Source organism: Kangiella sp. M94, assembly GCF_054926195.1.
Map to the genome: position 1 here is coordinate 1,648,783 of NZ_CM142903.1, position 26,160 is coordinate 1,674,942.

Sequence of the window (26,160 nt, forward strand, 5' to 3'; positions counted from 1 at the left end):
TGTAATTTTGATCCGTGGTTGTTATTCTAGTTATGTAACAATTTGTAGGCTGCTTTGAATACTAGCCTTTAATGTGACCTCGTTCAACTTTAAAAGGCAATGCATATTTGCATTAGAAAGTAATGGTTTGATTAAAGAGATACTAATTGAAGGCAAGAATTCCAGGCACAAAAAAAGACGCTGATTAGCGTCTTTTTGAGATATGGCGGAGAGGGTGGGATTTGAACCCACGGTGGGCTACAAACCCACGCCGGTTTTCAAGACCGGTGCATTCAGCCGCTCTGCCACCTCTCCGAATTGCGCGAAATAATACCGTATGAAGTTTCCTTATGGAAGCCTTTTTAGCAAAAAATTCGCTGTTTTTACTGTTATTTTCAATAACCGGTCAGTTTTGATTACTATTTAATCTAAACTGTATCTAACTTTGGTTATGAATTGGTCGGAGCGAGAGGATTTGAACCTCCGACCCCTTGCACCCCATGCAAGTGCGCTACCAAGCTGCGCCACGCTCCGACTAGCATTTTCATTTAGGCAATAAAAAATGCGGTGCCAATAGTACCGCATTTCCTTAATTTTGCAATGATTTGTTTAGCTTATTCTCAGCGGGCTTTATGCGGCTAAGAATTGCTTGAGTTTTTCGAGCTCTTCGATTAACTCATCGATTTGCGCTTTGTTGACCGGAGCTTCTTCGCCGTTGCTTTCGCTGAGGCATTGTCTTGCTCCGCCTATCGTGTAGCCGTGTTCGTATAGTAGCGAACGGATTTGGCGTACGATGAGGACGTCGTCGCGTTGGTAGTATCGACGGTTACCACGACGCACCGGATCAAGTTGGTCGAACTCTTGTTCCCAATAGCGTAGGACGTGTGGCTTTACTGCGCAAAGGTCGCTTACTTCCCCAATAGTAAAGTAGCGTTTGCCGGGGATTGCCGGCAATTCGTTATTGTTGCTCGGTTCCAACATAGTCGGCGACTTTTCCTCTTAATTTTTGTCCAGGCTTGAAGGTCACAACGCGTCGCGCGCTGATTGGAACTTCTTCTCCGGTTTTCGGGTTACGTCCAGGCCGTTGTGCCTTGTCCCTGAGTTCAAAGTTTCCGAAACCGGAAAGTTTGACGTTATATCCATCCTCCAGGGCATCACGGATCTGCTCGAAAAACGCTTCTACGATTTCCTTAGACTCACGCTTGTTAAGCCCTAGCTCTTCGTACAAACGTTCTGCCATGTCAGCTTTTGTCAGTGCCATAATATATCCCCTTTGATTCCAGTCGAAGCCGTTAGTTTCTTAACGCCGCTCCATATTGCTCAGCAAGTCCAGACACTACTTTTTCGACTACAGCATTGATTTCTGCGTCTTCGAGTGTCTTGTCCGGATGACGGAGTGTCATGGCCAATGCAATACTTTTCTTGCCTGGTTCCAAGTGCTCACCCTTGTATATATCAAAAATATGGGCATCTGTCAGTAAATTCCCACCATTTTTTACAATAAAATCAAGTAATTCGCCCGCTTTCACAGAATCTTCGACAACTAGCGCAAGATCGCGTCGGATCGACGGGAACTTGGATAATGGCTTAAATTCAGGCAATTGGCGCTCAGAGAGCGGCGCAAGGTCCATCTGGAACACGAATGCGTCCATATCCAGGTCGATTTCCTGCTGTACCTGTGGGTGGATTTTACCGATATAGCCGACTGCGTGGCCGTCGACGCTAATCTCGGCTGCCTGGCCCGGATGGAGGATGTCCATGTGCAGGGTTTTGAAGTCGTATGACTTGTTAGTGGCTTGCAATAAGGCTTCTACGTCGCCTTTCAGGTCGTAGAAATCAACCTTTTCGCCATCGGTGTTCCAGCTTTCTTTGTTACGCAGGCCGCAGACCAGACCGGCAATGGTCGGGATCTGCTCTAGCGTGTCGCCGGAATTGATGAAGCGCAAACCAAGTTCGAAGATGCGGATGCGGTTCTGTTGGCGGTTGATGTTGAATTTTGCGGTTTGCACCAGGCCCGGCAATAAGTTGGTGCGCATGACCGCCATTTCGCTGGAAATCGGGTTCATCAGCGGCAATGGTTCAATGCCCGGGTGCAGTTGTAATTGGAATTCTGGCTCAACGAAGCTGTAGGTGATGACTTCCTGATAACCGCGCTTGACCAGTGCGTCGCGCATGTCGTTTTTCCAGACGCGGTTTTCTGGCTGGTCGAACATGGCCATTTCGGCTTGTGGCTTGCGGCTTGGTAGCTTGTTGTAGCCGTAAACGCGCACCAGCTCTTCAATCAGGCTCTCTTCGTTGTCGATGTCGAAGCGGAAGCTTGGCACCACCACGTCCCAACCGTCTGCGTTAGCGGTTAGTTTGAGGCCCAGGCGAGTCAGGATGTCTTCTACCTGATCATCGGCGAATGGGAAGCCGACAACGCGCTCGATGCGCTGACGACGCAAACGCAGGTGGCGCTTGGTTGGCATGGCGTCGTGATCAACTGCTTCGATGATGTCGCCTGGCTGGCCGCCTACGATCTCTAGTAGCAGTTCAGTAGCGCGCTCCATGGCGGTGCGTTGCAATTCAAAATCAACGCCACGCTCATAACGATGTGATGCGTCTGTGTGCAGGCCGTATTGGCGTGCGCGACCGGCAATCGCAATCGGGTCGAAGTAGGCACTTTCGAGGAAGATGTTGTCAGTTTCGCTGTTGATGCCTGAATGTTCGCCGCCCATCACGCCAGCAATGGCTAGTGACTTGTTGTGGTCTGCGATTAATAGTGTGTCGTCAGTCAGTTCGACTTCCTGGCCGTCTAGCAAGGTTAGTTTCTCGCCCTGCTTCGCCATGCGAACATCGATGCCGCCTTCGATTTGTTTAAGGTCGAACGCGTGCATTGGGTGGCCCAGTTCCAGCAATACGAAGTTGGTGACGTCAACCACTGGGTCGATGGCACGAACGCCTGAGCGCTCGATGTATTTAACCATCCAGTCAGGCGTTTTGGCCTGTGGGTTGATGCCTTTAATGATGCGACCAAGGTAGCGTGGGCAGGCTTGCGGTGCAGAGAGCTTAATCGGTAGCGTGTCGCTGATTTCAGGTGTTAATGCCTGTGGTTTATGCTCGGTGACCGCGGTTTGGGTTAACACACCCACTTCACGCGCGATGCCACGAACGCCTAGACAATCGCCACGGTTCGGCGTCAGATCCACTTCGATAACGTGGTCATTGAGGTCGAAATAATCTTTTAGGTCTTGGCCTAGTGGCGCCTGGCTATCCAGTTCAACAATGCCGTCGCCGTCTTCGCCAATCTCAAGTTCAGTTGATGAACACAGCATGCCATGAGAAGCAACGCCGCGCAGCTTGGCTTTTTTGATTTTGAAGTCGCCCGGCAAAACGGCGCCAATCATGGCAACCGCGACTTTGATGCCTGCGCGTGCGTTTGGCGCACCGCAGATGATTTGTAGGTCTTCGTCGCTGGCTGAACCGACCGATACTTTACAGACGCGCAGTTTATCGGCGTCCGGGTGTTGTTCGGCTTCTACGATTTCGCCGACCACAACGCCTGAGAATTTATTGCCCAGGTATTCAAAACCATCAACTTCCAGGCCAGCCATTGTTAATTTTTCTACTAATTCTTGAGTAGAAATTTCAGGGTTTACCCACTCTCGTAACCACTTTTCACTGAATTTCATAATGCTTTACCTAGTTTGCTACCTTGGAGTAGCTGCTTATTCGCTAATTCTGTTATTGGGTGATTCGTGAATCACCCCTACATTTATATTTTATTGTCACTCCCGCTTTCGCGGGAGTGACACAAATCGGAGCCCGTGCTATCAGTTGAACTGTTTAAGAAAGTTCAAATCATTCTCAAAAAATAACCGAAGGTCATTCACGCCATAACGCAGCATAGTTAGACGCTCGACGCCCATACCGAAGGCGAAGCCGGTGTATTTTTCGCTGTCGATGCCGACGGCTTCGAGTACTTTCGGATGCACCATGCCGCAGCCTAGAATTTCCAGCCAACCGGTGTGGCTACAGACGCGGCAACCGTCGCCATTACACATCACGCACTGGATATCGACTTCCGCCGATGGTTCTGTGAATGGGAAGTAGGACGGGCGGAATCTAACAGCCAAATCTTTCTCGAAGAAATGCTTCAGGAACTCGTCCAGAATGCCTTTTAGGTCAACGAAAGTGGTGCTTTCGTCAATCAATAAACCTTCCACCTGATGGAACATGGGGGTGTGCGTTAAATCTGAGTCACAACGATAAACACGACCCGGTGCAATGATTCTGAATGGCGGCTTTTGCTCTTCCATCACGCGAATTTGCACTGGCGAAGTATGAGTACGCAATAAACGCTCGGCATCGATATAGAATGTATCGTGCATGGCGCGCGCTGGGTGATGCTCAGGGATGTTCAGCGCAGTGAAGTTATGGAAGTTGTCTTCCACTTCCGGGCCTTCTTCGACCGAGAAGCCCATTTGCGCAAAGTAGGATTCGATTCTGTGTAAGGTACGATTGACCGGATGAACACCGCCGTCCTGGATGTTACGACCAGGCAGAGTGACGTCAATCGTTTCGCCAGCTAGTTTCTTGGCGATCTCAGCGTCTTTAATGGATTTTTGCTTCGCTTCGATTATGGCGAACACTTCTTTTTTAGCTTCATTAACACGGGCACCAAACTTTGGCTTTTCTTCCGGTGGAAGTTTGGCCATTTGTTGCATTTGAGCTGTTATCAGGCCTTTTTTACCGACGAAGCGGGCTTTTACCTGCTCTAGCTCCGGTAAACTTTGAACCGCTGAAATCTCTTGTTCAGCCTGCGAAATAATCTCTTGTAAACTGGAGTCCTGTTGACTCGTACCCTGTGTATCGACCATGAGAATTCTCGTTGTTAAGTACTGTATTTATTAAAGACTGTGTCTGCGTCTATCAAGTATTCTGTCTAAAAGTATTACGTCTAATTGAAATTGCATAAAAAAAGGAAGAGCATCTCTGCCCTTCCTTTTTACTTCAATCGCTTGTCACCCGAGGGCGACTAAAATACTCTTCTCGTTAAAGAACAGTTATCAGCTTATTAAGCTTCAAGGACAGATTTAGCCTGGTCTGCAAAAGCAGCAAAAGCTACTTTATCAAAAACCGCTAATTCTGCTAGCATTTTACGATCAACTTCAATGTTTGATTTTTTCAAACCATTGATAAAGCGGCTGTACGACAAACCGTGTACACGAGCTTCAGCATTGATACGAGCAATCCATAAAGCACGGAATTGACGTTTACGCTGACGACGGTCACGATATGCATATTGACCCGCTTTGATAACAGCCTGTTTAGCTACACGGTATACACGACTACGTGCACCATAATAACCTTTAGCTTGCTTTAAGATTTTCTTGTGACGCGCATGGGCAGTCACACCACGTTTTACTCTTGGCATCTCTTAATCCTCACCTTAACCGTTTGGCAACATACGATCGATTGAACGTGTGTCAGCAGCATCAACTAACTTAGCATGACGTAAATGACGCTTACGCTTCGTTGATTTCTTGGTCAGGATGTGACGCAAGTGTGATTGTTTGTGCTTGTAACGGCCAGAAGCAGTTTTCTTGAAACGCTTCGATGCACCGCGATCAGTTTTCATCTTTGGCATAATAAAATACTCGCATTGTTACCCGTCATGGCCATTGCTTTAAAGTTGTGCAATCGTTTGAGCGCATGACTAGTTATAAAAACGGACAGCTCAGTGGTTACACCATGCTGCCCAACCTATGAAAAGTGTAAGTGCTCTTGCGAGACTCTTCTTACTTACCTTTTCTTTTTGGGGCCAATCACCATCGTCATCTGACGACCTTCCATTGAAGGGCGGTGTTCAACTGCTCCATATTCTTCCAGGTCTTTTTCGACACGCTTCAACAACTCCATTCCGAGTTCTTGGTGCGCCATCTCACGACCACGGAAGCGAACAGTTACTTTCGCCTTGTCCCCGTCTTCCAGGAAACGTATCAGGTTGCGTAGTTTTACCTGATAATCTCCTATGTCCGTCCCTGGGCGAAACTTAATTTCTTTCACGTGAGTTACTTTTTGTTTTTTCTTAGCAGCTGCTTTCGCTTTCTTCTGCTCAAAAAGGAACTTACCGAAGTCCATCACTTTACAAACTGGAGGATCCGCATCTGGCGAAACTTCCACTAAGTCCTGGTTAGCTTCTTTAGCTTGAGCCAGGGCTTCTTTTATATCTACTACGCCTACGTTTTCACCGGTGGCGTCTATCAGGCGAACTTGTTTCACCCGGATGTCTTCGTTTATGCGCTGTCTATCGGAGCGCTTATCACCTTTTCTGATGGTAATTTTCCTCTTTAATTAGTGCCTAGTCAGCCTTTCTGGCTCGCTTCGCAACTTCTGCTTCTAGCAACTCAGCAAAGGCTTCAATACTCATGCTACCTAAGTCTTCCCCATCACGAGTACGGACTGCAACATGGTTATTTTCGACTTCTCTATCACCGACCACTAACAAGAATGGCACGCGTGCTAGAGTCTGCTCGCGAATTTTAAAGCCGATCTTCTCATTTCTCAAGTCCGAATTCACTCTAAAACCTTTATTTTTCAAGGATTCGACCACTTTTTGGCAAAAATCGGCCTGTTTGTCGGTAATATTCATGACAACAGCCTGAGTTGGCGCCAACCAAGCAGGGAATTTTCCAGCGAATTCTTCGATCAAAATACCGATAAATCGTTCAAGTGACCCCAAAATGGCTCGGTGCAACATCACCGGAGTTTCGCGCTCGCCACTTTCCGCCACATATTCTGCGTCTAAGCGACCCGGCATTGAGAAGTCAACCTGAATAGTACCACATTGCCAGTGACGCTCGAGACAATCTTTTAGTGTGAACTCAAGTTTCGGGCCATAAAAAGCACCTTCGCCTGGCTGGTATTCGAATTGAATGTTGTTGGCTTTCAGAGCGTCGGCCAGTGCCGCTTCGGCTTTGTCCCACTCTTGATCAGTGCCGACGCGCTTTTCTGGGCGCGTTGAAAGCTTGACGATAACGTCGGTAAAACCAAAGTCTGCGTAGACGTCATAAAGCATTTCGATGAACTTGGACACTTCTTCCTGAATCTGATCTTCAGTACAGAAAATGTGCGCATCGTCCTGCACAAAGTTGCGCAGACGCATGATGCCATGCAAGGCACCCGATGGTTCGTTACGGTGGCAAGAACCGAACTCGGCCATACGCAATGGCAGGTCACGGTAGCTTTTCAGGCCAACGTTGAAAATCTGGACGTGGCATGGGCAGTTCATTGGCTTAATCGCATAATCACGCTCGTCTGATTTAAGCGTAAACATGTCGTCGCCAAACTTGTCCCAGTGGCCTGATTTTTCCCACAAACTGCGGTCGACCATCTGTGGCGTTTTCACTTCCTGATAATCATGTTCTTTCAAACGCTCGCGAATGTACTGCTCAAGCGTTTTATAAATAGTCCAGCCTTTGTCGTGCCAGAAAATCATGCCCGGTGCTTCTTCCTGAATATGGAACAGGTCCAAAGCTTTGGCGATTTTACGATGGTCACGCTTCTCCGCTTCTTCTAAGCGGTGCAAGTAGGCTTTCAGTTCTTTCTTGTTAGTCCAGGCTGTGCCGTAAATACGTTGCAGCATGGCGTTGTCTGAATCGCCGCGCCAGTAAGCGCCGGCAACTTTCATCAACTTGAATGCTTTCAGTTTCGAAGTGGAAGGCACGTGTGGGCCACGGCACAGGTCGATAAAATCACCCTGGCGATATAAGGATAAGGTTTCGTTCTGTGGAATCGACTCGATGATTTCAGCTTTGTACTCTTCGCCCATGTTACGGAAGAAAGCAACCGCTTCGTCACGGCCCATTTCAGTGCGCTCAACTTGCAAGTTCTCTTTGGTGATTTTTTCCATCTCTTTTTCGATGGCGCGCAAGTCGTCTTCTGAAAACGGCTTCTCAGTCGCGAAATCATAGTAAAAGCCATTATCGATTACTGGCCCGATGGTGACTTGAACGTTATCAAACAGTCGCTGTACCGCTTGCGCTAACAAGTGGGCGGTTGAGTGACGAATCACTTCCAAACCATCTTCATCGCGCTCGGTGATGATTGCTAAATCCGCATCGTTTTCGATAACAAAGCTGGTGTCTACCATCTGACCATCCACTTTGCCCGCTAATGCAGCTTTGGCTAATCCGGGACCTATGTCGTTTGCAACGTCATAAACTGAGACTGCGTGGTCAAATTCACGCTTACTTCCATCAGGTAATGTAATTACAGGCATTTTTACTCTCTCTTTCGAATATAGCCCCTACGAATGGGCTATTATTCAATCGGTTAATTAACAGTACAAAAGCAACCGAGCTTTAAAAACACAGTCGCAAAAAACACCCGTCAACCTGGATTATGAGGCTGATTGAGGTGTTAATGTGAAATTATCGGGGAACCCGATGAATATATGCAATAGGATATAGCAAAAAGCCCTGTAAAACATTAGGTTTTATGGATAATCTTATAATTTTTAAGGCCAATTAAGGAAATTACTGCTATGAGTTATGCAACTGCTCAATGTCTGTGTGGAAAAACAGGAATCAGCGCGCCCAATCTCGGCGACAGTATTGGTGCTTGCCATTGTGTCATGTGCCGCACCTGGTCGGGTGGCCCCATGCTTGGTGTCGATGGTGGCGAAGGTTTGATTCTGGAAAATGAAGCGCACATCAGCGTTTATAAGTCATCCGAATGGGCCGAGCGCGGATTTTGCAATGTGTGCGGTACGCACCTGTTTTATCGCCTCGTAGATAGCGACAAGTATTACATTCCGGTTGGCCTGTTCGCCGACAATGACAAGTTTCATTTCGATGAGCAGATTTATATTGAGCAAAAGCCGCATTACTATGATTTCGCCAACAAGACCAAAATGATGACCGGCGATGAAGTGGTGTCAGAGTTTGAGGAACAAAGTGCCGAGAAAACGCCGGATGACTTGAAGAGTTATCCTTAGATTATAGGGCAGCCACATTGGGCTGCCCCTACCAAGAGCAAAAAATAATTAAATGTAGGTTGGTGATGAGCGTAGCGAATCCCAACAATTATGCCAATTATGCGACTAACGTTGGGATTCGCTACGCTCATCGCCAACCTACACAAAATCTACAGCAACTCACTCAAGGCCGAGTAAATTAACTTACAGCCCAGTCCAAACAGCAGTACGTAAATAATATTGAGGAAGACTTTCTGCACAAAATGCATGGTTAGCCATTGTCAGTCGCTATGTTAATACTGACATCTTCGCCATCGGCTGAAACCTGGACTTGAAACTCAATCGGCCGACAACAAATCTGGCAGTCTTCAATATACGACTGTTGCATAACGGAGGGATCAATAAGGATGGTTTGCGGCTCACCGCAATAAGGACAATAGATGGTGGATTCAATTTGTCTAAGCATGGCCCATTTTGGATCAGCTCAGTGGTGATTGGCAAATCAGGATACCGGTTTTAGGACAACTTCTTCATGGGGTTCGTAACCGACCACTTCGATGCGATTGCGCCCTGTCTTCTTGGCTTGATACATGGCAATGTCTGCATCCCGAGTGAACAAGGAGGAGCTGGAGTCTTTTGGGGGAACTCCGTAACAGACACCGGTACTGATAGTGAGGTATGAGCTAACTGCGGAGTATTTATTTTCAATCTTAAGGTCGATAATAGCTTGTCTGAGTCGTTCAAGGTGCTTGATAAAACAGTCGACACCATTTTCGAGGGTTGCCACCACCACAAATTCTTCACCGCCAAAACGAGCAACTAGATCGGCTTTTCGTGCGAAGCTTTCTGCAATTTTATCGGCGACAGCTTTTAAAGCCTTATCACCTTCTAGATGACCATAGTGATCGTTATACAACTTGAAGCTGTCAATATCGATAAAGACTACTGCCATGGTTGCTTCCAGTCTTTGGTGCACTGCCCATAGGCGGTCCAATTCCTGGCCAAAATAACGACGATTGTGTAAACCCGTTAATGAATCGCGACTGGCTAGTTCCTGTAACTCATCTTTTAAACTCAAAAGATTCTCATGCCTTTCTTGGATGCTCCGCTCCTTCTCAACTCGTTCGGTAACATCCTTTTGTACCGCGATGTAGTGCGTTAACTGACCACCATCAGAGAATACCGGCGAAATGCTTAACTCACTCCAGAAAGGCTCACCTGTTTTTTTATGATTGAGCATGGTGACGCGACATGACTGTTGATTAAGAACTGCTTCGCGCAGTACATCAATTTCAGCTTGCTCTTCAGTGCCTTGAATATAGGTCCAGTAATCTTTACCAATCACTTCTTCAACTTTGTAGCCTGTTATCAGTTCAAAAGCCGGGTTGGCAAAAATAATTTGACAGTGCTCACCTTTTATTTGAGATATCACGATGCCGTCTACCGTCGCTTTTAAAGCTTCAGCGAGTAGATCGGATGAAATGAAGTCAATGTTATTCAAAACAGTCTTCTGTGCCATTTACTTTCTATACAGTTATCGTTAAAAAGTCGGCTCAAAGGATGAAATGTGGCCTAGAGCCCGTCACCAACTCAGTACAATTTATCCACAACTGTACGATGTGAGTTCTTGATATATATGCCCAGATCCCTAGGAAGCGCTAGCGTTATATCAGAAACTGACTACTTTTAGTACACATAATTTGTAGGGTTATTAGAATCTTATGAGTTTTTGATCTATGTCAGGGGTATTAGACAATGGCCTCAAAGCTTAAGCTTGTTGCTAGTTGGCCTATATTTTACGAAATCTCAACGCGCCATGGAGGGTTCAAACGGTTTTCTCCAGCCCAGTAGAGCTTAATTTTGTTGCCGCTGGGATCATAAAGAATAGCCTCGCGCCATAGATAGTGCATGTCAGTGGGCAGTTGTTCAAACTCAAAGCCTTTTTCAATCAATTCATCAACCCACTCATCCAGTGCTTCATGTTCAAAGTAAATGGTCGCACCCGAACCGTTGCTTTCTGGCTCCAACATCAGAGAAAAAGTTGAGCCGCCTTGAGGGCACTCAAATCGAGCGTAGTGCGGCGAATCGACGATTTGCACAAAGCCCAGTCGACGATAAAACTCAGTCGCTTTAGGGATGTTGTTTACCGGTAGTGTAACTTGATTAAGATTCATAATAGTTTCCCCGCCAATGGGTTACCCCAGAAAGAGCCTGATACCATAACCAATAGTTGCCAACGTTAATACGCCGGCTAACCATAAGCCAACAAACCACAGGATCTTTTTCCAGGCGGGTTTGTCGACTTGCCTTTTCTCATCAACCTTATCCTGGTTCATCAGTGATAAGCCTCATCCGCTTTAACCTTGCCGCGGAAGACCCAGTAGGCATAAGCAGTGTAGCCAATAATAATCGGCAATAATGCTGATGCACCCACCAGCAGGAATTTCAAACTATCATCCGGAGCGGCTGCCTGCCAGATGGTAATCGAAGGCGGAACCAGATTCGGATAGAAGCTGATTAGAATTCCAATGTAACTCAGTACAAACAGACAAATCGCATATAAAAATGGGCTATTGTCGCGACCTTTGCGTAAACCATTGAGTAGCTGGAAGCCACAGAACAACACAGCTAATGGCACAATGATCAGATAATAAAGATTCGGTGCATCAAACCAGCGATGCAAGTATTGCTGTTCGATAAACACCATCCACAGACTGATGATGCCGATAAAAAGCAAAGTCAGCCAGGCTGCGATTTTGGCAAATTTAACGGACTGTTTTTGTAACTCGCCAGTGGTTTTCATATTGAGCCAGGTTGCACCCAACAGCACGTAACCCACTGCCAAGGCAATGCCGGTTGTGATACTAAATGGCGTTAACCAATCCCACCAACCGCCCGCATAGGCACGATCAGCAACGGTAATTCCCTGTACCAATGCGCCGAGCGCGATGCCCTGACACAAAGTCGCTACCAGAGAACCGAGGAAGAAACCGCGATCCCACCAGTCTTGCGAGTTTTTGGTGCGCCAGTGAAACTCAAAGGCCACGCCACGGAAGATCAAACCGAGTAACATTAAAATAATCGGCATGTATAGGGCTGGCATAATCACTGCATAGGCTAATGGGAATACTGCAAAGAGTCCGCCACCACCGAGCACCAGCCAGGTTTCGTTGCCATCCCAGATGGGTGCTACTGAATTCATGGCCGTTTCTTGATCGGTTTTGCTTTTGATGAAGGGGAACAGAATGCCAATGCCCAGATCGAATCCGTCGAGGATGATATAGGCGAGCACTGCAAAGGCAATCAGCCCGGCCCAGATCATAGCGTAATCTATTCCAGAAGACGCAATCGTCATAGAATCAATCATTGGTCACCCTCCCTTTTTTTGCCATCTGTTGTACCGTCTGATTTGCTGGCCACCCGATTGGATAAGAACACGGTAGTTTCCGAATCATCATCGACTTCAATGACTTGCGATGGTCTTTTGCCCATCAAGCGCATGGTGTACCAGACACCCGCTCCAAACACGACAAAGTAAACCAGCATGAAGGCCAGTAATGAGGTGGCGACCGCTGGTGCGTCTAGCGGCGAAGCCGAGTCAGCGGTTTTTAACAAGCCGTAAACCGTATAAGGTTGGCGCCCTACTTCGGTGACAAACCAGCCAGCCAGAGTTGCGATAATGCCGGACGGAGCGAACACAATGGCTACTCGCAACAGCAAGGGCGAATCATAAAGTTTCTTGCGAGCGCGTAAATACAGACTCCATAATCCTATCGCAATCATGCCCATACCAATCGCCAACATGATGCGGAAACTCCAGAATACAATCGGCACATTTGGCCATTCATCTTTGGGAAATTGATCGAGGCCAACCAGCTCACCATCAGGATCATGAGTCAGAATAAAGCTGGCCGCTTTTGGAATTTTAATGGCGTAATCAACGGTCTCTGTTTCGCTATTCGGTAAACCAAATAAATACAGTGGCGCACCTTTTTGAGTTTGGTAATTGCCTTCCATTGCCGCGACTTTAGCAGGCTGATGCTCCAGCGTATTGAGTCCATGCAGATCACCTATCAGCAATTGCAGAGGTGCAACCAGGGCTGCCATCCACATTGCCATGGAGAACATCAAGCGTGCCACTTCATTGCGCTCACCCTTTTTGCGCGCCTTGAACAAATGCCAGGCACCAACACCACCGACCAAAAAGGCTGTGCTTAAGAAAGCCGCCGTTGTCATGTGCGCTAATCGATAAGGAAACGAAGGGTTAAAGATCACCTCGAACCAATCTGCGACAATAAACTGGCCAACCTCGTTAATCGCATAGCCAGTGGGCGTTTGCATCCAGCTATTAACACTCAGGATCCAGAAGGCGGACATCAGGGTACCGATTGAAACCATTACGGTAGCAAAGAAATGCAAGCCCTTGCCCACCTTGTTCATGCCAAACAGCATGACACCTAAGAAACCCGCTTCAAGGAAAAAGGCTGACAGAACCTCATAGCCCATGAGTGGACCAAGCACCGGACCGGTTTTATCAGAAAAGACACTCCAGTTAGTGCCAATCTGATAGCTCATCACCACGCCGGACACCACGCCCATACCAAAAATAATGGAGAATATTTTGAGCCAATATTTAAAAGTAGCGAGGTAAACCGATTTGCCAGTTTTTAGCCAGAGGCCTTCAAGAACAGCAAGATAAGCGGCTAATCCGATGGATAACCCAGGAAAGATAATATGAAACGCGATGGTAAAAGCGAATTGAATTCTCGCCAGCAGCACAGCATCGAGCAGCTCCATCCATAACCTCCTTTATTTAAAGAGAGAATTGACCCAGATCAAGGCTAAAACCATCATACCGTGCAGGCCATTGGAAACAAGGGACTTTGCACGGTCTTTGCAGGATATTTTGTATGGACAAATTAAATTTGGATTAGTTTTTGTATGGGTTAAGTGTTGGTGAATTGATTGACTATTTACCGAGTAAGCAATCTTCTGGCAAATTGATGGGTTACGCTTCGCTAACCCATCCTATAAATCGAGGTGTTTCATGAATATGCGTCTGGTCGACTTTGAGAATATTATTGATTGATTACAGAACGAGCCAATCATACGCAAACTGATGGGTTACGCTCCGCTAACCCATCCTATAGGTACTGCCCCCCTTGGGTGCATCCTATGATGAGCTTAACCGTTACCTTAGTTATAGGATGGGTTAGGCGCTAGCCGTAACCCATCGACTAGCCTTCACCATAATTTTTGTCGCAACCAAATTCATGGGCCACCGCACCACCCCAATCAGCTGGAAAAAAAACCTTTCTAACGTCACGGTGAAAGCTTGAATACGGCCAATCAATAACTCGTTTGACGTGACCATGTTTAACTGGATTAAAGTAACAGTAGTCAATGTGTTTTCTATAATCTTCTTCATGAACAATGAGATGTGCCCAAAACCGTCTTTGCCATATCCCTCTTTCTTTTTTGTTAGCTCTAGATGGTGTGATGGTTTCATTAGAGCTAACCCCCCTGGAGAAATAACTTTTAATTAAACGAATAATGGTGGAGTAGTTTTGGTTAATATCTGGGAGCGTCAGTACACAATGAAAATGTTCAGGAAGGACTGTTATGGCATCGATAGTAAATGGATATTGAACTTTTACCTTATTAAAAGCTTCTCTTAACAAATCAATATTTTCCGTTAATAGCTTAGATTTACGATTAGCTAAATTAACCGTAAGAAAATAGGCACTGTTTGGATTATAGATCCTTCTGTAATTAGTCATTCCTTTGACTCCAGCTTGTGATTTGATGGGTTACGCTACGCTGGGTCTGCCCCCTTGGGTAAACCCATCCTATAAAAGTTTGGGGGTTCATTTTACAGGATGCACCCAAGGGGGCAGACTCGGTTAAGCTTCTGCCGTAACCCAGCACACACTACTACGAATTCTGCTCTTTCTTAATATAACTGCCCATAAACCATTCGAAGAACACGTGGCTATTTAAATAACCTCGGAAGCCGATCAAATAGAGAATCACCAATAAGCTGTAAACCATGGCTAAAAAGCCGCTCAAGGTTAGAAAATCTTTGGCAATAATCAGCAGATTAAGCGCTTGCAATAGTGCTACCACATACAACATGGCGCGCATAAATTTCCACCAAGAACGCACCTTAAACACGATGATCAGATTACTTATCAGCATGCCGCCGAGCAAAGTCCAATCAGACAAGGCGGTGAGCATTTCGCTGCTGGATTGAACATATAGACGGTACAATGACCATAGAGCTATCAACATGATCACTGTATTAATTAATATGACAATTTTTGTACTTTTAGGCATTGGTGTAGACATTGATTACCAACTCTTTGTTAATCTGACTCCAAAACTTCGGCCTTCAGCATAAGGGGCAACGTCATCGGATGATGAAAAATATTCTTCATCAAAAGCGTTATCGACAAACATTGACCAGTTGAAGTTATCACTCAACTCTTGCTTAAAGGCTATTCTGCTTATCCAGGCCGCAGGTGTGGCTTTTTCGCCAGAGCCGAAGTCATCTTTAGAAAGGCGGTATTGTAGCGAAAAGTCGAGCGACCAGCCATTAGCAAAATACCGAGCCCGACCTTGCAAACGGTTTGCGGGAATATCAGACAAAGTGCTTCCATCATCATCTTTGCCTTTAACAAGCATACCGCCCAAGCCTAGCTGCCATTGCTGATTGATGACAAAGTTCGAATCAAACTCGGCACCATAAATCACACCATTGTTAAGATTTCGATACGTTAACAGACCCGGTGAGAGTTCAATCCGTTCAATATAGTCGCTGACTTTTTGATGATAAACATTCAGACTGAACTGCTTATCATGAGTACCATATTGCACACCTAGATCAAGGCTCAGCGATCGCTCTTTGCTCAAGTCAGGGTTACCAATTACTTCCCCGCGCCCTGTTGTTCCGGTGTAAAAACGCTCGCTGACTGTGGCAAAGCGAATTCCAGTTCCAACATTTGCGGTTAGCATCGTATTGGCGCTGAGAGGCTTTGATAAACCTAGAAATCCGGTAATGGCATTATCAGAGATGGATGCGTTACCTCGATTGGATTGATGATTATTAATCAAGCGGGTTCCCATTTGCCATTTAGTATCAGCCCAAAACCAATTTAAAGTCGCAAAGGTAGCGAGCTCTCTTTCTGACGCGCCGTCTAGACTTTGGCTATGTGTCACACTGTTATCCAAATAGGATAACTCCTGTTCTTTGGCATTAATATTAGCCCTTTGAAAACCATCAACACCCCATAAACCTTCTAGAGCCGAAGTAGATGCTTTCCAGTTTTTTTCAAAGTGAAACCCATAGTCTTGTGATTCGTTGGCCACACGATTTTCTCTTTGCCCGGGTCTGATGGTTAAGGTTTCAACTTCATTAGGATGGAAATAAAGGCTGCCTCGCCAATCCATAGTTTGCGCGGTCAGCTGATTCAACCAATGCTTTTCAGAAGGAACCGTTACCAGGCGATCTGGATACTGTGTGCTTGAACGACCAATGTCATCCCCATTACTCATTAACAGTAGCCATTCAAAATCGACGCCATCCAATGTCCAATGCTTAATGAAAGTTCCGGAAAGTTGCTCGTAGCCATTGTTTAATTCATTACCAAAAACATCATCGCTGTTACTTGAGTATTGTCTGGCTATGGCTATGGACCAGTCCGTATCGCCAGTTCCATAAATCTGGCTATTTCGATTGCCTTCTGTTTGATAGTCAGTAGACAAGAATGAACCATTGAAAAACGCCGGAGATAATTTGACCACGCCACCTAAACTTCCGGATTGGTACAGAGTCGATGCTGGACCTCTGTAAACTTCAGCATGATCTAATAATAGAGGATGCAAAAATGAGCTAGCCACACCGGCTCTGCGTTCTGCTTTTAAAGGAATATCAGAAACATAAGTTAAGACTCTGTGACGGGACAGTCCGCGAATTGAATACACCTGAAATAATCCAGCCTGACCATTCTCTGCAACACCTGGAACTTCTACCAGCATGTCTAAAATATTAGAGGGATTTATCGTTAACTGTGTTGGCGAAACTAAACTTGAAGTCGTATTCATGTCAGTGAAATGCTTTGGTGAAGATGTTGCCAGGATTGTAATTTTGTTTGGAGTATCGAGGCTATCCACCATCTCTTTATTACATAATTCATCAGCACTTGCATCATCTGCCTGATCAGCGCTCTCACTACACACTTTTTTTTGTTCTATATTTTTTTCTGTAGGTAATTCTGAAGGTTTTTCTGCGCCTACAACGTCACTGTAGGAGCTCATTAACAGTAAACTTAATATGAAGTATTTAGTCATTCTTTTCACGTTTGGAAAATCTAAATCATAATGAAAAAAGCACTGGCGGAAACCACCAGTGCTTTTTTGTTTTTAGAAAATACTATTAAGAAAGATATTTTCTACGTCTTGCTAAACCAGCTAGTGCCAATAGCGCCAAGATAACAAATCCAGTGCTACCGCCACCGCCACGAGAAGGGTCTTTGTTGATAGTCAATGTTGCTTGACTCGCCCCCAAGTCGGCTTTACCGGCATTTGACAATTCGAACTCAAAGTTCAAGTCAGATTCCTGATCGGTATCAAGCGTTTCGATAGTAATAACTTTGTCTGCCGTCTCACCATGTGCCCAGGTTAAAGTGCCTGATGCTTCAGTAAAGTGAGTACCTGCAAGAGCTGTACCATCAACTGTTGTGTAATCAACAGTTACCTGATGATCGGAACCATCAACGCGAGATACAGTAATCTGAATTGAACTACCATTTCTCACAGCACCGCTGTTACCGCTGATGCCTAACTCACCAAACACAGGTTCTCTGACAGTCAAACTAATATTCTTAGTAATGGTTCCATACGGAGTATCATTACTAAAAATGGCTTGAGCTTCATAAGTACCAAGAGGTAAGTCTAGAGTCGAAACATTGAAGTCCAGATCAGCCGTACTGTTAGCATCGACTGTACCCGTTGCAGCAGATAGCGTTATCCAGGTTGGAGTAATATCACAGACACCAGTTTCACCTGAAGTGATACCTACCACAGTTTGTCTGGCCTGGTTAACAGCCCATAAGTTGCCATCACAATCTATGGCAAGACCGGCTTGACCGCCATCCATTAAATCCTCAAGAATATCATCGCCATCAGTATCAACAGATGGAATAACAATTTGACCAATTGGATCCAATTCAGGAGTCGAAGCATCTAAAACCATAATATCTGGTTCTACACTTCCAGCCACATCGTTAGACATGACGAACAAATGATTGGTCGATGGATTTAATGCGAGACCCGAAACAGATAAGTCAACGTTGATAGAGCGAAGAATATTACCTTCGGCATCAAACTGATGAATCACGCTGTCGTTCCAAGAACCGGCATAGAAGGTTCCTGAAATAGGATCGTAAGCTAAACCACGTTGTGATGTGCCAAAGGTAGGACAGATTTTATTGCCTGTTACCGTTTTAGCTACCGCATCAATTTCGTGGATACAGGTGTTATTAGTAACCGAAACCTGCCACAAGCTCTGAGTACGTGCATTGTATGCAAGATCGGCCGCATAGCCTACGGTTACCGCGCTGGTATCAATAAACTCACCAGTCTTAGTGCCGTCAGTAGCATATTGATGCAATGCATCAAGCGCCGCTCCACCTGCAGTAACATCACCAACCCAAATGTCTGAAGTTGATTTATCGAATCCAATACCCCAGCCGAGCGTTAACTCTGTTGGGAATTGCGCAACAAAATCTACAGCGACTTCTGGAGCACTAGGTGCGTATGAACGATAACGAATCTTCTTAGTATCGAACTCTTGTAACGCTTTAGGGCCAAAGCGACGAGTAGCCTGGTCAAAAATACCATAAGGCTTACTCACCTGCTCAACGTCACGAGTGAGGAACAACGAAAGCTCGTAGTTGGCATCTGCGTTACCACTATTTTCAAGAGAAACACTTGCTGTTTCCTCAACTTCAGCGGCAACCTCTAACACAACCTCTCCAACTTCTAACAAGCCCGCATCAAGCATCACAGGCTGGCTTAAATCAAATTGAGAAAGATCAACGGTTTGAGTTTGGTAATTGTTTGCAGAAACTTCGACTTCAGTGACGCCATCAGAACCGATGAACACTCTGAAGAAACCATCATCCAGGCTCGCATCATCCGGAGTTGCTACAGAGCTGGTTGAAGATGAAGAACCGCTAACATTTGCTCCATTAAGAGCCAGTTGAGTGTTATTATCAACAACATAGCCGCTTGCATAGTAACCGCCATCAGCGACACAGCTTGGAGTACCAAAAGCAACGTTATCAATATAAGCGTACCACTCGTAGTCAGCTTCATATGCAAATCGAACCTGGAAGCTGGTAGCGCCAGCGAGCTGTGTTGATAAATCTATAGAAAGATTGTCTACAGTATTAGTCGCTACAAAGTCATACACTGATACCCATCCAGCATCGTCAACATTGATATCGACTGTATACACATCACTACCAGCGAAAGTTCTAAATAAGCTGGTGAAGGTCAGTGTTGTAGACTCAATATCAGCGACGTTAATCACTGGAGAGACCAATACAGAACTGACCAAATTACCAGGGCCAGCTGCATCACTATCAATAGCTGCCGCTTCGCCGTTAACATTCAACAAGTTGCCTTTAGGAGCAGTCGAAGCTGCCTGCCATTCCATGCCTGAACTTGTGATGTCCTGAACGGTCCAGCCAGTTGGTGGCACACCTGCATCAAAACCTTCAAAGAAGGTGTTCCAGACATAACCTTGCGCAGTACAGTTAGAATCAATTTCTAATGCAAAGTCACGAACAGGAGTATTCTCTGGAAGTATGTCGTAGCTTACTGTTAGATAACCAGCATCTATCGCGGTAGCTCCAATTTTGACTAAGGTGCCTTCATAGGCTTCTAGTGAATATTGCCCAGTTGAAGGATCTGTGAAAGTAGAAATCGTTGCGCCTGGAGCAGTAATGGTTACTTCGGCATAAAGCGGAGTTCCCAGACCTGATCCATCGGTTACTGTACCGCTAACAGTTACCTGATCAGCTTCGTCAAGTGACACATCAACATCTTCCACTTCATCTTCAGCTAAGTCGATACCATTAACGTTTCCAGCAAGATAACCATATTTTGTAAACTCAAGGTCATACAAACTATCAGCAGGCAAGGTTAACGAATAGTTACCAGAAGCATCGGTCGTCGCAGTTGCACCACCGGCAGCAACTCTTACATCCTGGATTGGATTACCAGAATTATCGGTTACCGTACCTTCGATGTATCCTTTAGGACCCGCTACACAATTATCAAACTTAAAGCTACCAATATAGGTTGCCCAGCCCGTAGAGTTATCGTTAGCAGTTTTGTAATACTCGGTGGTATACCAGAAAGTACAATCATCTACAGGATCAACACTTAAGCTACTGTAGTCACCCCAACGATTAGCGCCCGATTGTGAGCCTTCGCCAGCTTTTAGCTCTTGCTCGGCAACCGTCAACGTATCAGCAGGGTCATCTTGATAACGACCGCTGAAGCGAATTGAAGGGAATGTTGCTGGACCAGACACACTGTAAGCAACACCAATGTTACCAACCGCATCCATCGCAGCACTACCCATCCAGCGCGAATTGCCATCGTCTAAATTGAAAGTACCCTGATTAGCCACTGAAGCATCACCGGTAGTACCGTCAATATCAAACTCATACCAACGCACACCAGCAATATTCGAATCAGTTGCTGAACCAACCACTGTATGGTTAGCGACTAACTTATGATCCGTGCCATTCAAGAAGCGGTAGGCCAGGCGGAACATCATGCGTTCGCCAATAGCATCAAGTCGCTGAGCATTAGGCTGAACAATACAGTCACGCGAGAAGCCACACACTCCACCATTGTAATCTGCAACAGCCAGCGTATTTTTCAGGTTGAAACTTGAGTTGGCGGGAGTGTCCCAGTCAACGTCAAAAGTCCATACGTCCATCGTATTAAGAGAAGTACCTGACGTTACGAAATAACCTGGCATACCTTCTGGCGGCAAATAGCTACCATCAATGTCTGCTGGCATTGGTGTAAAGGTATTTGGATGAGTGGACTCAAGGTCAATAATGACCTGTTGTGCAGGTTGACCAGCAAGCATCTTGTCACGCTCATAGGCAACAACGCCTGAGCCCGCAAAAGACAAGCCAGGTGTTGCAAACTGATTAACGCCCATGTAATAAGCATCAGTCCAAACACCAAAGTGAGGGTAGTCATTAAACTTGGTGGTGCTATATGCAAAATCATACAGATAGTAAGCACCTGTCGGATCGTTTGTTTGAGAAATGGCAATACATTCTCTGTTATCAGTAAATCCATCAGTGAATGCAAATTGACTCAGCATCCATCTGTCGGCTGCACTATCATACAAAACAATAGGATCACCACGGTTAGTTGATTCACACAAACCACCAAAACCTGACCACAATTGATTGATAGCAATTGGGCCTACTAATTGATTACCATCTTTGTCCCAAATAGCTAAAGCAGTATTAACCATTTGCACAACGTGATTAGGACCCACATCAGCAACCGTATCTGGCGGAACCGCACCGGTAACGTTGCCCATGCCATCGAAACCAGTTTCGATTGAAGGAATTAATGGAGAAAAAGCGTCACGCTTTTGCTTGGTTTGAAGAACAGGATCACCTGCAAAGTCTACATTTTTTTGTAGTATTTCTTTTGCAAAAGGATGGTTCTGATTTGGCACCTCGCGGATTAAATCGACACCAGGAATCTTCTCACCTGACTGGCTGAGCTTATATTTACGAGCGTTGGTGACTTCTGGCAAAGGTTTCGCCACAGTGCGCAAAGGCTCACTGAGTTTTGGTTTGGATAACACAACTTTGACTGAATCACGGTCTCCCGCTTCAGCAATGTTCATTCCCCCAAAGATAGCAGTTGTACCTAACAAACCTGCTATGCATAACCTGACCAAAGTTTTATTGGTATTTGACACAATAACTCCTTGAATAGATTTGATTATTTGATGAGTATTAAGCTCCCCCTCCATCACATAACTTTTGGCTAGGTGATTTTCCTGAGCCACAATTTTATAGCATAACCCTCTCAGATATACTGTAGAGAGTTGTAGTTATTTGTAGCTATCTTGCTGCTAAGTTTATATATATTATTTATTCAAAAAGGAAAGCTAAATCTATTGATCGGAATCTTTATCTTCTTCCTTATCTTCTTCCTTGTATTTTTTATCGATTAACTCTTGCGGATATTCAGGGTTAGGCACTTCACATATACCCTGTTCGTTTTTAAATTTATCGTCACAGTCCTGCTCTTTCAGCTCCGCATCTTTTGAAATTTCTGTAAGTGGTTTACTTTCTTCTGGTGTTACCGTTTGTTGGTTGTTAGAAACACCTTCATCGTCATTAACTGACTCATTCACTGAGTCTTTTGCGCAACCCGAAAATAGAAGAGCAGAACCCATAATACCGCTCAAGAACACTATTTTTGCAAGCTTATTCATACATACACTCCTTTTACAACTTTTAGTTTTTTAATCTTACTTTCCGTTTTGAGCTTACTGGTTATGTCTGTCTTCTAATAGTTCAATTTTGTATCCATCCGGATCTTCAGCAAAAGCCAATACTGTAGTGCCGTGTTTCATGGGCCCTGGTTCGCGAGTAATATTACCACCTGCTTTTCGAATTTTTTCACAAGCTTCGTACACATCATCCACTGCAATGGCGATATGACCAAAAGCGTTGCCCATCTCGTAATCATCGGTATCCCAGTTATGGGTCAGTTCTAGCACCGTATTGTCTTTTTCCTCGCCATAACCTACAAAAGCCAATGTAAAACGGCCAGATTCATAATCGTGTTTGCGAATCAACTTCATCCCTAAAACATTAGTATAAAAGTCTAATGCTTTATCCAGATCTCGAACGCGTAGCATAGTGTGTAAGATTCTCATTGTTCCTCCGAAGGTTATTTGTCGGTTACGCTTTAGTTGCAAGCATGACTTGCGTATAATAGCCCGCCATTATAGCAAGTAAATGGTTAAGCGCCTTAAGGCACGAATTTTATGCAAAGCATTACTATAACTCGTCCAGATGACTGGCACATCCACCTGCGTTCCGGCGCAGCCTTGCAACATACGGTTAAAGATGTCGCTCGCCAATTTGCGCGCGCAATTGTTATGCCGAATCTGGTGCCACCAGTAACTAACGTTGAGCAAGCCAAAGACTACCGCGACTGCATCATGCGTTATAAAAATGATAGCGCTGACTTTGAACCGCTAATGACCCTGTATTTAACTGATAACACCTCAGTTGAAGACATAGAAGAAGCAGCTCAGTCTGATTTCGTTAAAGCATGTAAACTTTACCCTGCTGGCGCTACTACTAACTCAGATTCAGGACTGACCGATATTGAGAAAGCCTATCCAGTCTTTGAAAAGATGGCGGAGCTTGGGATGCCGTTGCTGGTGCACGGTGAAGTGACCTCCCCTGAAATCGATGTCTTTGATCGGGAAAAAGTGTTTATCGACACCAAACTGCGCCCGATCATTGAGCAGTTCCCCGACCTCAAAGTCGTGCTGGAGCACATTACTACCAAAGATGCGGTCGAGTTCGTTTCTTCACAAGGACCTAATGTAGCCGCGACCATCACCGTGCATCATCTGTTACTTAACCGCAATGATATGCTGGTCGGCGGTATTCGCCCGCACCTTTATTGCTTGCCCATCCTAAAGCGGCAAATACACCAGGCAGCATTGATTGCTGCAGCGACTTCCGGTTCTCCCAAGTTTTTCCTGGGTACCGATAGCGCCCCTCATACTAAAGACAAAAAAGAAGCAGCCTGCGGTTGCGCTGGTGTTTACACCGCTTATTCAGCGATAGAGCTCTATGCAGAAGTGTTCGAACTTAATAACGCTTTAGACAAGTTAGAAGCATTTGCCAGCTTCCATGGCCCAGATTTTTACGGCCTACCACGCAATACCGAGACCATTAAGCTGGTCAAAGAACCTTGGAAAGTGCCTAAGAAATTATGCCTTGGCAACGATACCCTGGTTCCATTCCGAGCAGGTGAAACTATCCAGTGGAAAATTAAAGACAATGATTAACTTAAGCATGAAGGAGCGATTTCGCGGCTTCTTCCCGGTCATTGTTGATGTGGAAACAGGTGGCTTTAATGCGGCAACTGATGCCCTGCTAGAACTGGCAGCGGTTACCACTGGGTTTAATGCTCAAGGCAGACTCGAAATCAAAAACAGCTACCATTTCAATATTGAGCCGTTTGAAGGGGCCAATATTGAGCAAAAGGCGTTAGATTTTACGGGCATTGATCCTGACAACCCTTTGCGCGGAGCCATTGCAGAACAAAAAGCCTTAAAATCTTTATTCAAGGATTTGCGCAATGAGCAGAAAGATGCCGAATGTAATCGATGCGTGCTGGTCGGCCATAACTCCTGGTTTGACTTGAGCTTTTTGAATGCCGCCACTGAACGGGCTGACATAAAGCGTAATCCTTTTCACCCTTTCACCAGTTTTGATACCGCTTCTTTGTCAGCTTTGATGCTTGGGCACACAGTACTGGCTCAGGCTTGCGATCTGGCTGGCATCGAATTCAGCCAGAAAGAAGCTCATTCAGCGCTGTATGATGCGACTAAAACCGCTGAATTATTTTGCTTGCTGGTTAATCGCGCTAATCAATTTTAAAAACGGCTCCTAAACTATTGGCTGTTGTATAAACAACGGCCACACAGCTCTTCACAGGTCATCTGTAAAATGAGCGCCTTCTCTACCAGCTTCAAACGATCTGGGGTGGTCGCTCTTAATTCTTCATAACTGACCAGGCCAGAGTCAAACAAGTCGTTCAGCCGCCGACCTTTCCAGCAAGCCACTACGGCTCCAGAATCCGGTTCTACTAATTGCAACTCTGGCTGTGGTTTATCCAACCAGGCATTGATCATATAAGTCATTCTTCACCTTTTTGTTATCGTATCGTTCAAATATTTCCAAACAACCCAAATGAGAATAGTTATCATTTGCATAATATGCAATAGCTAATCAACATTTTTATTAAAAAGTTCACAACTCGGGGTGCAATCCGATAAATTTGCACTTATGCTTAGAGCAATCAGTTCAACTCAATATGGTTAAATTAACGATGATAAAACAAACGCTTACCGCCATTACCCTGCTGACCGGATTAGCATTTGGAGCAAACGCTATGGACAAACCTAGCCATGAAAAGGCTCAAACAGCCATCGTCATCCACGGCGGTGCCGGGACTATATTAAAGTCAAAAATGACGCCAGAGATTGAACAGGCCTACATCGAGGCCTTGGAGCATGCGCTAAAAACCGGACATGCAATCCTGGAAAAAGGCGGCTCTAGCACCGAAGCGGTCAAAGCAACCATTGTCACCATGGAAGACTCACCGTTGTTTAATGCTGGCAAAGGAGCGGTCTTTACTCATGACGGTAAGAATGAGCTGGATGCTTCGATCATGGTCAGCAATGATTTATCAGCCGGCGCCATCGCAGGTGTCAGTCATATCAAAAACCCAATTCTGTTAGCCGATAAAGTTCGTACCGACTCCAAGCATGTCCTGATGGCACGCGAAGGCGCTGAAGAGTTCGCCAAAGAACAAGGTTTTGAGCTGGTTGACCCTAAATACTTCTTTACTCAGAACCGCTGGGATCAGCTGCAAAAAATACTCAAAGAAGATCCCGATAAAATGCAGCTGTCGGAAGATGAAGCTAAGAATTCTAAATTTGGTACCGTCGGTGCTGTAGCGCTCGATAAAGATGGGGTAATCACCGCTGGTACATCTACCGGTGGCATGACCAACAAGCGCTATGCACGAATTGGCGACTCCCCTATCATTGGTGCTGGCACTTACGCCAATGCCCATTGCGGTATTTCTGCCACAGGTCATGGCGAATACTTTATTCGAGCTGCCGTGGCTTATGACATTTGTGCATTAGTGGAGTACAAAGGCGAAACCATTCAGGAAGCAGCCGATATCGTCATCAAAGACAAACTCAAAGAGATGGGCGGCGATGGCGGAGTCATTGGCCTTGATAAAGACGGCAACATTATGATGAGCTTCAACACACCCGGAATGTACCGAGGCGCCATCGATGTTGACGGCAACATCACGATAGAAATCTACCAGCAAAAATAGAG

25 protein-coding genes and 2 tRNA genes are annotated in these 26,160 nt (G+C 45.5%); 4 read left to right on the plus strand and 23 right to left on the minus strand.

The genetic code is table 11. The features are described from left to right. Positions 1–203: 203 nt before the first annotated feature. The 10 genes from ACYTXU_RS07540 to thrS form a co-directional block, all read right to left on the minus strand. A tRNA-Ser gene (locus ACYTXU_RS07540) sits at positions 204–294 on the minus strand. A 142-nt stretch (positions 295–436) separates the two neighbouring features. Then, a tRNA-Pro gene (locus ACYTXU_RS07545) sits at positions 437–513 on the minus strand. Positions 514–609: 96 nt separating this feature from the next. Continuing rightward, the gene (locus ACYTXU_RS07550) at positions 610–960 is read right to left on the minus strand and encodes a MerR family transcriptional regulator (protein ID WP_015780726.1); all 351 of its coding nucleotides are present in this window, start codon (positions 958–960) and stop codon (positions 610–612) included. Next, positions 938–1,240 carry an integration host factor subunit alpha gene (locus ACYTXU_RS07555; RefSeq protein ID WP_015780727.1) on the minus strand — a complete coding sequence of 101 codons (303 nt, stop codon included), beginning with the start codon at positions 1,238–1,240 and terminating at the stop codon, positions 938–940. The genes ACYTXU_RS07550 and ACYTXU_RS07555 overlap by 23 nt, the downstream gene beginning before the upstream one ends. A 31-nt stretch (positions 1,241–1,271) precedes the next feature. Beyond that, positions 1,272–3,650, minus strand: a complete 2,379-nt coding sequence (gene pheT / locus ACYTXU_RS07560; RefSeq protein WP_462206020.1) for a phenylalanine--tRNA ligase subunit beta — start codon at positions 3,648–3,650, stop codon at positions 1,272–1,274. 141 nt (positions 3,651–3,791) lie between these two features. Beyond that, positions 3,792–4,838, minus strand: a complete 1,047-nt coding sequence (gene pheS, locus ACYTXU_RS07565; RefSeq protein WP_462206021.1) for a phenylalanine--tRNA ligase subunit alpha — start codon at positions 4,836–4,838, stop codon at positions 3,792–3,794. A 197-nt stretch (positions 4,839–5,035) separates the two neighbouring features. Next, positions 5,036–5,395 carry a 50S ribosomal protein L20 gene (gene rplT / locus ACYTXU_RS07570; RefSeq protein WP_015780730.1) on the minus strand — a complete coding sequence of 120 codons (360 nt, stop codon included), beginning with the start codon at positions 5,393–5,395 and terminating at the stop codon, positions 5,036–5,038. Between the two features lie 15 nt (positions 5,396–5,410). Then, entirely contained in the window at positions 5,411–5,608 is a 198-nt protein-coding gene (gene rpmI, locus ACYTXU_RS07575; RefSeq protein WP_015780731.1) for a 50S ribosomal protein L35, read from the minus strand. 155 nt (positions 5,609–5,763) lie between these two features. Continuing rightward, positions 5,764–6,297, minus strand: coding sequence for a translation initiation factor IF-3 (gene infC / locus ACYTXU_RS07580; protein ID WP_462209383.1), 534 nt, complete (start codon positions 6,295–6,297; stop codon positions 5,764–5,766). A 25-nt stretch (positions 6,298–6,322) separates the two neighbouring features. Then, positions 6,323–8,242 (minus strand): threonine--tRNA ligase, encoded by a 1,920-nt coding sequence (gene thrS, locus ACYTXU_RS07585; RefSeq protein ID WP_462206023.1) that lies wholly within the window; start codon positions 8,240–8,242, stop codon positions 6,323–6,325. 264 nt (positions 8,243–8,506) lie between these two features. Between thrS and ACYTXU_RS07590 the strand changes: the two genes are divergently transcribed. Further along, on the plus strand, positions 8,507–8,959 hold the full coding sequence (locus ACYTXU_RS07590) for a GFA family protein (RefSeq protein WP_462206024.1): 453 nt from the start codon (positions 8,507–8,509) through the stop codon (positions 8,957–8,959). 250 nt (positions 8,960–9,209) lie between these two features. On the opposite strand, the gene ACYTXU_RS07595 is transcribed toward ACYTXU_RS07590, so the two are convergent. From ACYTXU_RS07595 to gloA, 12 genes are all read right to left on the minus strand, one after another. Then, positions 9,210–9,404, minus strand: coding sequence for a CPXCG motif-containing cysteine-rich protein (locus ACYTXU_RS07595; protein WP_462206025.1), 195 nt, complete (start codon positions 9,402–9,404; stop codon positions 9,210–9,212). A gap of 36 nt (positions 9,405–9,440) precedes the next feature. Next, the gene (locus ACYTXU_RS07600) at positions 9,441–10,457 is read right to left on the minus strand and encodes a diguanylate cyclase (protein ID WP_462206026.1); all 1,017 of its coding nucleotides are present in this window, start codon (positions 10,455–10,457) and stop codon (positions 9,441–9,443) included. A 277-nt stretch (positions 10,458–10,734) separates the two neighbouring features. Then, positions 10,735–11,112, minus strand: coding sequence for a VOC family protein (locus tag ACYTXU_RS07605; protein WP_462206027.1), 378 nt, complete (start codon positions 11,110–11,112; stop codon positions 10,735–10,737). A 21-nt stretch (positions 11,113–11,133) separates the two neighbouring features. Further along, on the minus strand, positions 11,134–11,274 hold the full coding sequence (locus ACYTXU_RS07610) for a DUF2474 family protein (RefSeq protein WP_462206028.1): 141 nt from the start codon (positions 11,272–11,274) through the stop codon (positions 11,134–11,136). Further along, entirely contained in the window at positions 11,274–12,305 is a 1,032-nt protein-coding gene (cydB, locus tag ACYTXU_RS07615) for a cytochrome d ubiquinol oxidase subunit II (RefSeq protein ID WP_462206029.1), read from the minus strand. Before cydB ends, ACYTXU_RS07610 begins: the two co-directional genes overlap by 1 nt. Then, positions 12,302–13,735: a cytochrome ubiquinol oxidase subunit I gene (locus tag ACYTXU_RS07620; RefSeq protein WP_462206031.1), complete on the minus strand. Its 1,434-nt coding sequence runs from the start codon at positions 13,733–13,735 to the stop codon at positions 12,302–12,304. The genes cydB and ACYTXU_RS07620 overlap by 4 nt, the downstream gene beginning before the upstream one ends. 440 nt (positions 13,736–14,175) lie before the next feature. Continuing rightward, a complete protein-coding gene (locus tag ACYTXU_RS07625; protein ID WP_462206032.1) occupies positions 14,176–14,718 on the minus strand; it encodes an REP-associated tyrosine transposase in 543 nt (180 codons plus the stop codon). 154 nt (positions 14,719–14,872) lie between these two features. Beyond that, a complete protein-coding gene (locus tag ACYTXU_RS07630; protein WP_462206033.1) occupies positions 14,873–15,286 on the minus strand; it encodes a hypothetical protein in 414 nt (137 codons plus the stop codon). Between the two features lie 3 nt (positions 15,287–15,289). Continuing rightward, on the minus strand, positions 15,290–17,287 hold the full coding sequence (locus ACYTXU_RS07635; RefSeq protein WP_462206034.1) for a TonB-dependent receptor: 1,998 nt from the start codon (positions 17,285–17,287) through the stop codon (positions 15,290–15,292). Positions 17,288–17,372: 85 nt separating this feature from the next. Further along, positions 17,373–21,968 (minus strand): carboxypeptidase regulatory-like domain-containing protein, encoded by a 4,596-nt coding sequence (locus ACYTXU_RS07640; protein ID WP_462206036.1) that lies wholly within the window; start codon positions 21,966–21,968, stop codon positions 17,373–17,375. A 198-nt stretch (positions 21,969–22,166) separates the two neighbouring features. Next, on the minus strand, positions 22,167–22,490 hold the full coding sequence (locus ACYTXU_RS07645; protein ID WP_462206038.1) for a hypothetical protein: 324 nt from the start codon (positions 22,488–22,490) through the stop codon (positions 22,167–22,169). A gap of 54 nt (positions 22,491–22,544) precedes the next feature. After that, complete coding sequence (gloA, locus tag ACYTXU_RS07650; protein WP_462206040.1) at positions 22,545–22,937, minus strand: lactoylglutathione lyase; 393 nt, start codon at positions 22,935–22,937, stop codon at positions 22,545–22,547. A gap of 111 nt (positions 22,938–23,048) precedes the next feature. Here gloA and pyrC point away from each other — a divergent pair, with 111 nt between their 5' ends. Next, on the plus strand, positions 23,049–24,089 hold the full coding sequence (pyrC, locus tag ACYTXU_RS07655; protein ID WP_462206041.1) for a dihydroorotase: 1,041 nt from the start codon (positions 23,049–23,051) through the stop codon (positions 24,087–24,089). Continuing rightward, positions 24,082–24,684: a ribonuclease T gene (gene rnt, locus ACYTXU_RS07660; protein ID WP_462206043.1), complete on the plus strand. Its 603-nt coding sequence runs from the start codon at positions 24,082–24,084 to the stop codon at positions 24,682–24,684. The genes pyrC and rnt overlap by 8 nt, the downstream gene beginning before the upstream one ends. Before the next feature lie 14 nt (positions 24,685–24,698). On the opposite strand, the gene ACYTXU_RS07665 is transcribed toward rnt, so the two are convergent. Continuing rightward, positions 24,699–24,947 (minus strand): hypothetical protein, encoded by a 249-nt coding sequence (locus tag ACYTXU_RS07665; RefSeq protein ID WP_462206044.1) that lies wholly within the window; start codon positions 24,945–24,947, stop codon positions 24,699–24,701. Positions 24,948–25,135: 188 nt separating this feature from the next. Between ACYTXU_RS07665 and ACYTXU_RS07670 the strand changes: the two genes are divergently transcribed. After that, entirely contained in the window at positions 25,136–26,158 is a 1,023-nt protein-coding gene (locus ACYTXU_RS07670; protein WP_462206045.1) for an isoaspartyl peptidase/L-asparaginase family protein, read from the plus strand. Positions 26,159–26,160 lie beyond the last annotated feature (2 nt).